Origin of the sequence: Acinetobacter sp. WCHA39 (assembly GCF_002165385.1) — a bacterium.
GTDB lineage: Bacteria > Pseudomonadota > Gammaproteobacteria > Pseudomonadales > Moraxellaceae > Acinetobacter.
This window is the reverse complement of the sequence record NZ_NHRP01000033.1, coordinates 1-12625: the sequence shown is the minus strand read 5'-3', so window position 1 is coordinate 12625 and position 12625 is coordinate 1. Positions and strand designations below refer to the sequence as shown.

Sequence of the window (12625 nt, the reverse complement as noted above, 5' to 3'; positions counted from 1 at the left end):
AAAAACGGGCGATATGCCCGTTTTTTTATGCCTTTTGATATTCCCTCCTTTATCAAAGGAGGGTTAGGGGGGATTTTCTATTGGTCTTGTACGTCAGTTAAACGATCAAGTTTCTTTTGGAAGTAGTTACCTTGCAAGAAGCGGGCTTCGACATTCCATGCATTCGCAAACAAACTCATGTCATTGAGTTCGGTGAGTAAAATCTCAACTTGCTTTTCAGCAATAAAATGAAGAATTTTCTCTTGCAGAATTGCCATTTCTTTTTCAGATACTAGCATCTTCGCTAATTTTCGATGGAAGCTTAAATACTGCGTATCGATCTGTTGAAGAATTGAGTCACTATAAAGAGAATCACCAAAGTTACGAATAGAGATCTCAGCGCCGTGTTGACGAAGTGATGCAATCAGAGATTGAGCCTGTGATAAATTTTGCTGAAGAGCTTGCTCTGAAAACTGCAGAATTAAAGGGTGAGCTTGTTTGCTTCCAATAATTGTCAATAATTTAGCGACCAATTCGGATAATTTTCTGTCATTGAATAAAATATGATGATTCAGATTAATAATTAATTTAGCTTTTGGATATTGGGTAATGAAGTTGTGTAATTGTTTACAAGCTTCTACTAATACCCAACGGTCTAACTGAGCCGATAATTCATGATCATCTTTTAGATCACTAAGATCCATCAAGTCTAACCATTGATTATTATGAATAATACCGCCAAATACTTCATAGGTATGAGTGAATTGATCTTGTTTATCATAAAGCTGCTGATATTTTAGATGTATATCACCCTTATCTAATTTGCTTCTGAGCTCTTCTAAAAGATTGACTTCCATCGACATTGAAATTTTATCAGTTGTCAGGCTAATATCACTGTCAATCGATGGATTTTTCAAGACTGGTAGTGCATGCGTAAATGCTTGAGAAATGATTTTCTCAAAATGAGCATCATCTAATATTTGTTGGTCTAGTTCTTGATAGCCCAGTTTTAAATGTAATGGGAAAGTGTGGTTTTCAGTGACCAATAACTGAGGTTTTTGTAAACCATTCAAGCCTATAAGCAAAGAGTTTAAAACTGTTTTTGATTCAGCTTGAATAAGCCCAACATACAAAGCCGTTTCTATTTGATAAATTGGAACATTAACTTGTTCTTTAATGAAGTTTGCAATATTTGAAAAATAAGCTTTAGTTCCACGCCAGTCAGTTTGAAAAACTTCGTTTGGACAATTATTCAGGCTAAATAAGATGAGCGCATTTGCATTGGCTGGGTGATTTGCTAAATTTCGATTAATTTGCTGCAGTGCTGAGATGATACCAGAGGCTTTTTCAGTTTGTACTGAAGTAGTCGTGGCAGTTGCTGCTGAAACAACAGTTGATGATGATTCACATTCAATATTTAGTTGTATTTCATCATCATTACCAGAGGGTAAGAACTCAACATGTAAAAGATTATTCTTAACCATTGGATTTTGGGTGCGAATTTCAAAGCGTGCTTGTTCGAATAAGCCTTGGGAAATTCTTTTAAAGCGTAATTTAAACTGGCCTAAATCTTCAGGTTGTAAAATATCAAGTATTGGTAAGCCAATGACGTCGTCTTCGCTGTCGAAACCAAATAGGTGAGCATATTCAGCATTCGCTTTGATATGAATACCTTCTTGTAGAATTGCAACTGCTTTATGTGTTTCAGCAACAAGTGATTGGGCTTGTGTTTGAGCTGCCTCTAATTCGGTAAGTAAACGGTGCTCTGCTTGTACTAAACGACTGAATGAAAGTGATCTAATAATACTGATATAAAATTCTTCTGGCGCCTTTAAGTTCACAACATCATAAATACCTTTATGAATGTAATTTTGATATAGCGCTGAATTATAGTCATCTGGCTCAAGCAGTAGAATGGGTAAACTTGGTTGTGCGGATGCATGAATAAGAGAAAGCGTTTGTTCGATTTTTAGATCGTAAGCACGTCCAAAAATTACAATATCCCAAGGCAAATTCAATTGTTTTTCAAAAGTTTTTAAATCATCAAGTAAAATAGCCTGTACTTGATGTTCTTGCTGCGCAAAAAGCTCTAAAACTTGATTATACCTTAATTGGTTATCATCAATAATGAGTAAGCGCGTTTCAGTTCGTTTCAACTTTTTAGAGAGTAAAGAATTTCTCACTTCAATGCTTCCCATAAATCTTGGTCATTTGTATCCATATTTTTTTGCGCAATAAATTTATTAAGAACGGGTTGTTCTTCTTCATTAAGTAGTTCAAATTCGAATTGAACAAAACTTTGGGTAATTAGTTGTGCAGTCAACAGATACACTTTTACTTCCTCTTTCCCTAATCTCAAATGAACAGCTTGCTGTTCGCGAAAAATTTGCGAGCCTGGCAAAATTATTGTTGTTTTAGTTTCATCTAAATTTTGATTTTTTAAAATAAGCGCAGGGTGATAATTACTAATATGACGATCTGCTTGTACGCGAACTGCACAAGGGAAAATTTCTTGTGCTAAAACCTCTAAGCCTAATTCTAAACTTTTTTCACTTGATTGCTTTAGCCAACGAATTACACCGCCGCGCCAATGTCCATGAGAGGTTTCTTTTATAAGAATATATTCGCCAGTTCTTAGATTTTTTGGTACTTCGGCTGACCATTTAATTCGATAACCATTAACACTAATATCTAAAATATCCGCTTGATAAATGGCTTTGTTTTCTCGGCTTAAACGCTGGATTGAGGATTCTTGATTGCCAGAAGAATCTTTTTTATCCCAAGTTGATAAAAATTTTGATTCGCTTTGTAGTCCATACTCGTGTTCTAAGAGTAATGTTTCACCGAAGTTTTTTGCTTTGGATAAATAGAAGTGGGCTGTTAAGAGTCCAAAACAAATATGTAGTTGAGCTGAATATTCATAGCGTTCATGGCGACGTTCTGCCGTAGATCCTAAAATGGTCTGAACGTGGAATTTTAGAGCGGGTGTGAGATAAATCTTTTCATTCTTAGAAATGTATTCAGCATTTTTATGTAATGTTGCTGTCACATGATCAAGTAAACCATTTGTACTAATAAAGATATTAGGATTAAATCCTGAACTTTGTTTTTTGTTGTATATTGGCGGATGATCTTTAGTTGTATCAACAACGTATTTAGTTAAATCAGTCTCTTTAGATAAGAGCTGTAGCATTTTGGCCCAGTCAAAACTGCATTGAAACAGGGCTTGAATTTCTGTTTGACGAATTTGATTGGTATTAAAAATATCCATCAAAATTAATTGAGCATAGGCTTGAGCAATATTATTCAGGCTATTTGGCTTAGTTTGCGCCTGTTCAATAGTCACATGATGATACTTATGTGTCACTGCTGCATCGTATAATTGATGTGCAATAAGCCACTGTCCTGCAACAGGTTCACTATATAACATGTGTTGTTGATAAAGAAGTTGCGTAAGTTGTTGTAATGCTTGGAAAGTTGCAAGTGTTCTAGCCGTATGTAAATTTTTCTTTTGGTTTAGTGCAAAAATAGAAAATTTTCGATTTTCCAATTGTTCGCTACTGCGGCGAACAATATTGATATAAATAGCCGCAAAATAGCAGCGTAACAGCATTGCCAGTTCAATAATGTGCTCATTACGATCTGAACTGATTACACCCTGATTAAAAAAGTTTTTCTCTAGGCTACCTAAAATATTTTCAATCGTTGGGTGTAAGGTCTGAATGAGATCAAAACGTAATGTTTCTGAACAATCTAATTCACAAAGCTCTAATAAAGCTGCAAACAATGCTTTTGAAGTATCACCCAACTGCATAATTGAGAGGGTTGAAATCCATTCTGTTAAACTTTTTGTGTTTGCATCACAAAAACTGAGTTTATCCCGTCTTAAAACAGTGGGAATTTGAAAAATATCCGAAAATGCATTATTCATCATTGTAATCAATCTCAGAACGTTTGAACCCCAAAAAGCGGTGTTTTATTTTTTTCGCCCGCAATTTCCCTGACGAGTTTTGGAACTAAATATCCAGGTAAACTCGCTAATACATCACTGTATATATGATCTATCTCTGAAGATCTTAAGTCAAAATGTTGAGCACCTTTTACTTTATCCAATACATGTAAGTAATAGGGCATAACCCTCGCTTCAAATAGTCGATAACTTAGATGAGTTAAAGAGGTTGCAGAGTCATTCACACCTTTAAGTAAAACTGCCTGATTTAACACAGTAATATGATGTAATGATAACTGTAATAACTTTGAACACGTGAAATCATCAAGTTCTGAAGCATGATTTGAGTGTATCACTACTACAATGCGTAGCCTACTGTTTTTTAAAATAGAAATAAGCTCTTCATCGATACGATTGGGAATAACAACTGGAACTCGTGAATGGATTCTCAATATTTTGAGTTGAGGTAAAGATTCTAATCGCTCTATCCAAATTGCTATTTTTCGATTAGATAAAGTTAAAGGATCGCCCCCACTGAGAATGATTTCATTGATGGCAGGGTTGTCTTCAATATATTGTTTTATATTTAGCCAATCATCATTTTTAGGTAAATTTTCTTGATATGGAAAATGGCGGCGGAAACAATAACGGCAGTGAATTGCGCATGCACCTGTTAAGGTCAGTAAAAAGCGAGACTGGTATTTGTGTAAGACACCAGCCATTTGATTGGCTGCTTCCTCACCTAATGGGTCAGTAACAAATTCAGGATGTTCTTCAAGTTCAAGATGGTGTGGTAAAACCTGTAATAGCAAAGGATCAAATGGATCCCCAATGCGCATTTTTCCGACGAATGCACGTGGAACGCGTAATTTAAACTGTTCAGAGGCAAGTATTGCCCCTGATAATAATTGCTTGGTGGATAATTCAAGCAGATTTAACAACTCTAAAGGATCAGTAATTAGATCACTGAGTTGTGATTGCCAGTTTTTCTCTTGATGTAAATAGTTTATCATGCCATACGTTAAAATAGTGATAGCCTAAGCTGTGCGCGTAGTCTAGCACTAATAGATTTGAGTTTTAAGTTTGGAGTGAGCCTTTCATGGCCTATTATTCTACAAATGATTTTAAAGCAGGCCTCAAGGTTATGCTTGATGGCAACCCATGTTCAATCATGGAAAACGAATATGTAAAACCAGGTAAAGGTCAGGCGTTCAACCGTGTGAAACTGCGTAACCTGCGTTCTGGTAAGGTATTGGAAAAAACTTTCAAGTCAGGTGACTCTTTGGAAGCCGCTGATATTGTTGAAGTTGAAATGGATTATCTTTACAACGATGGTGAAATGTGGAATTTCATGGATCCTGTATCTTTCGAGCAAATCGCTGCTGACAAAACCGCAATGGGTGATGCTGCGAAATGGTTAAAAGACGATTCAAATGAAAAATGTACCATCATGCTGTTCAATGGCGTACCTTTAACAGTGAGTCCGCCGAACTTTGTGGTGTTGAAAATCGTTGAAACTGATCCAGGTGTACGTGGTGATACTTCTGGCGGTGGCGGTAAGCCAGCGAAACTTGAAACAGGTGCAGTAGTACGTGTTCCATTATTCGTTCAGCAAGAAGAAAGTGTTCGTGTTGATACGCGTACAGGTGATTACCTAGAGCGCGCATAATCGTAAATGAGTAGCAATGCTACGTAAGCTATACGATTATCGAAGGGATGATTAAACAATCATCCCTTTTTTTATGCCAAAGTATTAGATAAATCATTTTTAATAATAGATAGACTTACAAAGATATTTCTTCTAAAGAAAACATAGGAAGGGAAATCCAAAACTACAGCTTATGTATTTGAGAGGTTCTGAATGGAGACAGTACAAGCAAAGTCGACGCTATCCTCAAAAATTCTGTGGAGTTTAGTTGCCATCATTGGTGCAATTTCATTTGGAATTTTGGCGGTAAGTCGTGGAGAGCATGTCAATTCAGTTTGGCTCGTTCTTGCCGCGGTTTGTGTTTATAGCATTGCATATCGGTTCTACAGTTTATTTATTGCAACAAAAGTCTTTGAATTAAATTCTAAACGCTTAACACCAGCACATCGTTTAAATGATGGTCTGGATTATGTGCCCACTAATAAATACGTTTTATTTGGACATCATTTCGCCGCTATCGCAGGTGCAGGGCCTTTGGTTGGGCCAATTCTTGCAGCGCAAATGGGTTACTTACCAGGAACCATTTGGCTTTTGGTCGGTGTGGTGATTGCAGGCGCGGTACAAGATTTTCTTGTGCTATTTATCTCAACTCGGCGTGATGGTCGGTCTTTGGGTGAAATGGCAAAACAGGAGTTAGGTACTTTCGCAGGTGTTATTGTGATGTTGGGTACGCTCGGTGTCATGATTATTATTCTTGCGGTACTTGCATTGGTTGTCGTAAAAGCTTTGGCGCATAGTCCGTGGGGGGTGTTCAGTATCGCAGCAACCATCCCAATTGCATTATTCATGGGCATATACATGCGTTATCTACGCCCAGGGAAAATTGCTGAGGTTTCGATCATTGGCTTTGTGCTAATGATGGCGGCGATTGTCTTTGGTGGTGATGTAGCAAAAGACCCTTACTGGGGGCAATTGTTCACCTTAACTGGAACTCAACTAACTTGGGCACTCATCATTTATGGCTTTATTGCGTCAGTATTGCCTGTGTGGTTACTGTTAGCGCCTCGTGACTATTTATCAACCTTCCTTAAAATTGGTGTAATTGCAGGTCTGGCGATTGGAATTATCTTTGCAATGCCTGAACTCAAAATGCCTGCGGTGACTCATTTTGTTGATGGTACAGGTCCTGTATTTGCAGGCAGTTTATTTCCTTTTCTATTTATTACTATTGCCTGTGGTGCGATTTCAGGTTTCCATGCGCTGGTTTCTTCAGGAACAACTCCAAAATTGGTCGATAACGAAGTCAATATCCGTATGATCGGTTATGGCGGCATGTTGATGGAATCATTTGTCGGTATCATGGCAATGATCTGCGCAACCGTACTTGATCCAGGGATTTATTTTGCGATTAATGCACCAGCGGCAGTTTTGGGTACAACGGTAGATACTGCTGCGGAAGCGGTGCGTAATCTAGGTTTTATCGTTACACCTGAGATGCTGACTGTGCTTGCTCAGGAGGTTGGTGAAAGTTCAATCCTTTCTCGTACTGGTGGAGCGCCGACCTTTGCGATTGGTATGGCACATATTATCTCGGAAATTTTCAATAGCCGTTCCATGATGGCATTCTGGTATCACTTTGCCATCCTGTTTGAAGCCTTATTTATCCTCACTGCGGTAGATGCAGGAACACGTGCCTGCCGTTTCATGGTGCAAGATACGGTCGGTATCGTGATACCAGCGGTGAAACAATCCAGTTCATTCTTTGGAAATCTGGTTGGAACCTTTGTTGCGGTTGCAGGCTGGGGCTTCTTTGTTTATCAGGGTGTGGTTGATCCACTGGGTGGGATCAACTCATTGTGGCCGCTATTCGGTATCGGTAACCAGATTCTTGCCTCAATGGCATTGATTTTGGGTACAGTCATTTTGTTCAAGATGAAAAAAGAGAAATATGTTTGGGTAACGATTGTTCCAACGATTTTCCTATTTATTACTTCTATGACGGCGGGTTGGCAAAAGATTTTCCACGAAAATCCGAAGATTGGCTTCCTTGCTCAAGCGAATCGTTTCTCTGATGCAATTGCACGTGGTGATGTACTTGCCCCTACGAAGTCAGTTGCTGAGATGCAGACGATTGTGTTGTCGAATCAGATTAATGCAGTACTTTGTGGATTCTTTATGATTGTTGCAATTGTTATGATTATTGCATCAATCGGAATTATTCGTCGTGCTTTACAAAGCCCTGTCCCAACAGTAAATGAAGCACCTGTCGTATTTACTGAAACTGCAATGACAGCAGAAACAGTGAAGGGAGAGTCGTGATGGATTTTAAAATTGCTAGGCAAGGAAGTGCTGTGATTGTGAAGATCATTAAGTTTACGATCATGTCGCAAAAACACCTGATCTTTTCGCCCAAAAACTGGTCTCGTATTGCAACTTTATGGCAAAACTTGCAAAAAAGTTTTCGTTTGATGGTGGGTGTGCCTGATTATGAAAATTACGTAAAGCATATGCAAGCGCATCATCCAGATTTAACGCCAATGGATGCTAAGACCTTTTATCGTCATTGTATTGATGCGCGTTATCCATCATCAGGTGGGAATTTGAAAAAATGTCCTTGCTAGAAGTCATTTGATTTCTTTGAAAAAAAACTAAAACAGTGTATGTTGAATCATGCACTGTTTTAGTTTGAGGATTACGTTATGTGGGGCATGGAAAAAGCTTCTATTCAAGAAAAACAACAAAAAAATCAAGAAGTAGAGCAAAATATTAAAAATTTTACTCAGAAAATCGAACGTTTTTTGGTTGAAGTGAATCAACTTATTTTAGATAAACCACAACAAACTAAATTAGCGCTGACCTGTTTATTGGCAGGTGGCCATGTATTGTTTGAAGATTTACCAGGATTGGGTAAAACGACTCTGGCTAGTGCCTTAGCTCGTCTAGCAGGGCTGCATTTTCAGCGGATTCAATTTACCAATGACATGTTGGCGAGTGATGTCATTGGGATCAATATTTTTAATCAAAAAGAACATTTATTTGAGTTCAAGAAAGGTCCAATTTTTACTCAGATTTTATTGGCAGATGAGATCAATCGTTGTAGTCCAAAAACACAGAGTGCATTACTTGAAGCTATGGAAGAAGGTGCGGTCACTGTTGATGGAACACATTATGACTTACCGCAACCATTTTGGGTGCTGGCAACGCAGAATCCACTATTTCAAAGTGGAACTTATGCTTTGCCTGAGTCACAACTTGACCGTTTCTTGATGCGTTTATCGCTCGGTTATCCGTCTCGTCAAGCTGAAAAACTACTGTTACAACAAAGCTCACGTCAGGTTTTAATTCATCAATTAGAAGCGGTATTTACGCAAGTTGATATTTTGCAATTACGTGAATTAGCAAAACAGGTTTTTCTAAGTGATGCTGTACTCAATTATATTTTAGATTTGGTTGCTGAAACACGTAAACAACGGCATGGCTTATCAACACGTGGAGTATTGGCATTAAAAGCTGCTGCACAAGCTTATGCACTGGTTGAAGGTCGCAGCTTTGTGACTACTGATGATGTGCAAACCATTTTTGTTGCCGTGGTTGCTCATCGTTTAAGTTTAGGCGAAATAGAGGTAAAACAAATTTTGCAATCGGTTGATGTCTTATAGTTGAGATTGGCTTATGCAAAGGATTCAGCAGTGGATTGCGAAACGCTTTCAGGTTAATGGGACTAAAACCCTGTTACAGAAAGATGTTTTGGTTTTTATTTATAAGCAGGGTTTTCTATATCTCATTCTGATTTTAATTACCTTTATTGCAGGTATCAACTATGCAAATAATTTGATTTTAGGTTTTTGTTTTCTAATCAGTGCAATTTTATGGATTAATTTTTATCTCACATTCAAGCAATTGCATGTTTTACAAATTGATCTGATTGCAGCTGAAGTTGGGCAAGTCGATCAGCCTTTCATTTTAAAACTTCGCTTTAATCAGCCATCGGTAATGACCCGATATTTACGTATTCAATGGCTGCAACAAGAACAATTAATTTATTTAGATCAGCAACAACAGACCTTCGAACTGGCTTTTTTTCCAAAGCAGCGTGGTTTATTTGAATTTGGTGCGATGAAAATTTATTCGACCTATCCTTTAGGTTTGGTGCGAGCGTGGACTTATTTATATCCAAAACAAAAAGTGTGGATTGCACCTAAAGCGCATGATTGGCAAAAAGAACATAAAAATCAACCAACCAATGCGAACGATAGTTTAGATGAATTTAAGGAGCTTAGGGCCTTTCAACAAGGTGATTCTTATCAAAATGTGGCATGGAAGCAAGTTGCTCGAGGACAGGGCTTTTTTATCAAAATGTTTGAGGCTCAAACAAATCATCAACATTTAGAAATTGATTATCAAAAAATCCCTGCACAAAGTCATGAGGAAAAATTAAGCTTTATGATGGGATTAATTGAGCAATGTGAACAACTTGGTCATGATTATGCATTGATACTGCCACATGCAAGATTAGAAAGTGGTCAGGGGCAGATGCAGCTTCTTCAAGCAAAACTTCTACTTGCACAGGCCTAAGATTATGACCAAACAAATCTATTTTTGCATTTTAGCTGTATTGGCATTTGTATTAATTGGGCAAGTGGCTTTTATTCCTGTGACATTGAGTGGGTTGTGGGGCGTTATTTGGCTTATATTGGTATGGCGATATAGCAAACAAAAAATTTCACCATTTCCACGCTTATTTTTAGTTTTTTTCTCTTTATTATCTTTGGGTCTTATTTATTTAAATTATCAAACTTTACTGGGAGTAGAAGCTGGAGTCGCATTTTTAAGTACGTGTTTATTTGCGAAAAGTTTGGAAGCCAAGAATACCCGTGATTTATTGATTGTATTTAACTTTGCCTTATTCGTCAGTGCCAGTTTATTGTTACATAGTCAGGCATTCTGGATGTCTGTCGTGGTTTTTTCAGCATTTGTGATCTGTTTGATGGGGTTGTATCGGATTCAAACTGGTCTATTTAACCAGCATCAATTATTATCCAATCAGTTAAAAAATGATGTTAAACAAATTCTAAAGTTTGTCGGGATTGCGACACCGTTCTTTATTATATTATTTATTTTCTTTCCTCGGTTGCCACCTCTTTGGGCAATTCCTATTCAAAAGAATCAAGCCACTACTGGGATTAGTGATCGTATGTCTCCAGGAGACATTGCACAACTATCACAATCATCGGCTTTGGCTTTTCGTGTTGTTGCAGATATGAGACAACTACCAGATAGACAGGAGCTTTACTGGCGTGCTTTGGTTTTGGATGAGTATGATGGTACAACATGGACCAGTAGTTTTTATAATCAACAGATTAAAAGCGTAACTTCAAATTCTCAAGGAGTTGCCTATCAATACTTAGCTGCTGATGAACAGGCAAATTGGATCATGGGGTTGGAATATTCCATTCCACAAGAACGTTATTTACAACTGTATCAAGATGATAGTATACGTCCATCTAAACTTATTAAACGTAATCAACCTATCCAAATGTTTTGGTTGGGGCGTACATCAACATCTTCTACTTTGTTATCATCACGTCAAATTGAATTTAATACTCGATTTGATCATGATCGTGATCAAAAAGCACAGCAATTAGCCCATCAACTTTTTGAACAAAGTCAGAAACAGCCTGAAAAATATATAAAAACTGTGCTTAATTGGTATAGAAAGAATAACTTCGTTTATACGCTGACCCCAGGAACATTAAGTGGGGATCGTATAGATCAATTTTTATTTTCTAGTCGCAAGGGTTTCTGTGAACATTATGCATCTAGTTTCGTGATGCTAATGCGCTATGCAGGGATTCCTGCCAGAGTTGTGACAGGTTATCAAGGTGGACAGTTTGCATTAGATGGAGAAAGTTGGGAGATTCGTCAACTTGATGCACATGCTTGGAGTGAAGTGTATCTAGATGGTGAATGGCAAAGAATTGACCCTACAGCAATTATTGCACCACAACGTATAGATTCAGGAATGCAGAATTATATGGCGGAGGATCAGAAAGTTTGGGGAGATGCACAGGCACAAGCATGGCGTTTACAACAGTTTAAATTTCTGAAAAACATGCGTGTTTGGAGTGACTATTTAGGTTATCAATGGCAATCCAAAGTAGTCGGTTATGATGCCGAAAAACAAAAAAATTGGTTATCTAAGCTAGGCTTTAATTCGAGCTATAGTTATGTGCTGATCTTAATTATAGGAATTGCAGGAATTTTAGCTGTATACGTTGGTTTTTATTGGTGGAGACAAACACGTCAGCAAGAATTATATCAACGTGTCATTATTCAATTTCAAAAGCAATTGCCTAAACATTTGCATAAAAGATCAGAGGAAACATTTCAAGTTTGGATGCAGCGTTTATCAAGTGTAGATAGTGATCAAAAATCATTTCATCAAGTAGTTGTGTTATATCAAAAAATTGTGTTTTTAGAACAGAATACTCAGCAAAATATTCAAGAGTTTAAGAAACTGCTTAAAGTCTGTGCGATCGCAATTAAACAATCTCAAAAAAACTTGTGAAGCTGATTAAAAATGAATATTATGCTCTCATTCTAGGTGTATAGCTCAGTTGGTTAGAGCGCTACGTTGACATCGTAGAGGTCTCCAGTTCGAGTCTGGATATACCTACCAATATATAACTAAAGATGTATTTATATTTACATATATAGTCACTAAAAGCCCCTAAATTCAATAATTTAGGGGCTTTTTTTATATTCTATGCATTTATATGGATCTATATAATACAGCCCTATTTGTATCACCACGTGTATCACTGTTTAATAATCTAACTTGGTGATACAAGGTATAGGGCATGTTACGGAAAGATATAAAGAAACGACCACTCAGTGAAAAAACATTATCTTCTTTAGTACCTGAGGAAAAAGACTATAGAGAACTCGACGGCGCTGGCTTATATTTTTTAGCTCTGTACACGACAAAAAAAGATAACTCATTGAAATAATGGCATAATACTTGTTTTCTGACGACGAATATGATGACA

Annotated in this window: 9 protein-coding genes, 1 tRNA gene and 1 pseudogene; 8 read left to right on the top strand and 3 right to left on the bottom strand. The window is 37.4% G+C overall.

The window, feature by feature from the left end; all coding sequences use genetic code 11:
- Positions 1-77 precede the first annotated feature (77 nt).
- Genes CDG56_RS13725 through epmB form a run of 3 tightly spaced genes read right to left on the bottom strand, consistent with a single transcriptional unit; the run spans position 78 to position 4941 of the window.
- Entirely contained in the window at positions 78-2177 is a 2100-nt protein-coding gene (locus tag CDG56_RS13725; protein WP_087548192.1) for an EAL domain-containing protein, read from the bottom strand.
- Positions 2159-3913 carry a GTPase gene (locus CDG56_RS13720; RefSeq protein ID WP_087548206.1) on the bottom strand — a complete coding sequence of 585 codons (1755 nt, stop codon included), beginning with the start codon at positions 3911-3913 and terminating at the stop codon, positions 2159-2161. The genes CDG56_RS13725 and CDG56_RS13720 overlap by 19 nt, the downstream gene beginning before the upstream one ends.
- Positions 3914-3924: 11 nt before the next feature.
- Positions 3925-4941 carry an EF-P beta-lysylation protein EpmB gene (gene epmB, locus CDG56_RS13715; protein ID WP_087548191.1) on the bottom strand — a complete coding sequence of 339 codons (1017 nt, stop codon included), beginning with the start codon at positions 4939-4941 and terminating at the stop codon, positions 3925-3927.
- An 86-nt stretch (positions 4942-5027) separates the two neighbouring features.
- On the opposite strand from epmB, the gene efp reads away from it, so the two are divergent.
- The 8 genes and pseudogenes from efp to CDG56_RS17365 all read left to right on the top strand — a co-directional run.
- Positions 5028-5597 carry an elongation factor P gene (gene efp / locus CDG56_RS13710; protein ID WP_004652839.1) on the top strand — a complete coding sequence of 190 codons (570 nt, stop codon included), beginning with the start codon at positions 5028-5030 and terminating at the stop codon, positions 5595-5597.
- Positions 5598-5789: 192 nt separating this feature from the next.
- A complete protein-coding gene (locus CDG56_RS13705) occupies positions 5790-7895 on the top strand; it encodes a carbon starvation CstA family protein (protein WP_087548190.1) in 2106 nt (701 codons plus the stop codon).
- Complete coding sequence (locus CDG56_RS13700) at positions 7892-8197, top strand: YbdD/YjiX family protein (protein WP_171287512.1); 306 nt, start codon at positions 7892-7894, stop codon at positions 8195-8197. Before CDG56_RS13705 ends, CDG56_RS13700 begins: the two co-directional genes overlap by 4 nt.
- A 78-nt stretch (positions 8198-8275) precedes the next feature.
- Entirely contained in the window at positions 8276-9235 is a 960-nt protein-coding gene (locus CDG56_RS13695) for an AAA family ATPase (RefSeq protein WP_087548189.1), read from the top strand.
- Positions 9236-9248: 13 nt separating this feature from the next.
- The gene (locus tag CDG56_RS13690) at positions 9249-10151 is read left to right on the top strand and encodes a DUF58 domain-containing protein (protein ID WP_087548188.1); all 903 of its coding nucleotides are present in this window, start codon (positions 9249-9251) and stop codon (positions 10149-10151) included.
- A 4-nt stretch (positions 10152-10155) separates the two neighbouring features.
- Positions 10156-12144 carry a transglutaminaseTgpA domain-containing protein gene (locus tag CDG56_RS13685; RefSeq protein ID WP_087548187.1) on the top strand — a complete coding sequence of 663 codons (1989 nt, stop codon included), beginning with the start codon at positions 10156-10158 and terminating at the stop codon, positions 12142-12144.
- A 34-nt stretch (positions 12145-12178) separates the two neighbouring features.
- Positions 12179-12255, top strand: a tRNA-Val gene (locus tag CDG56_RS13680).
- Between the two features lie 181 nt (positions 12256-12436).
- A pseudogene (locus CDG56_RS17365) lies at positions 12437-12547 on the top strand (DUF4102 domain-containing protein); the annotation flags it as partial.
- Positions 12548-12625: the final 78 nt, after the last annotated feature.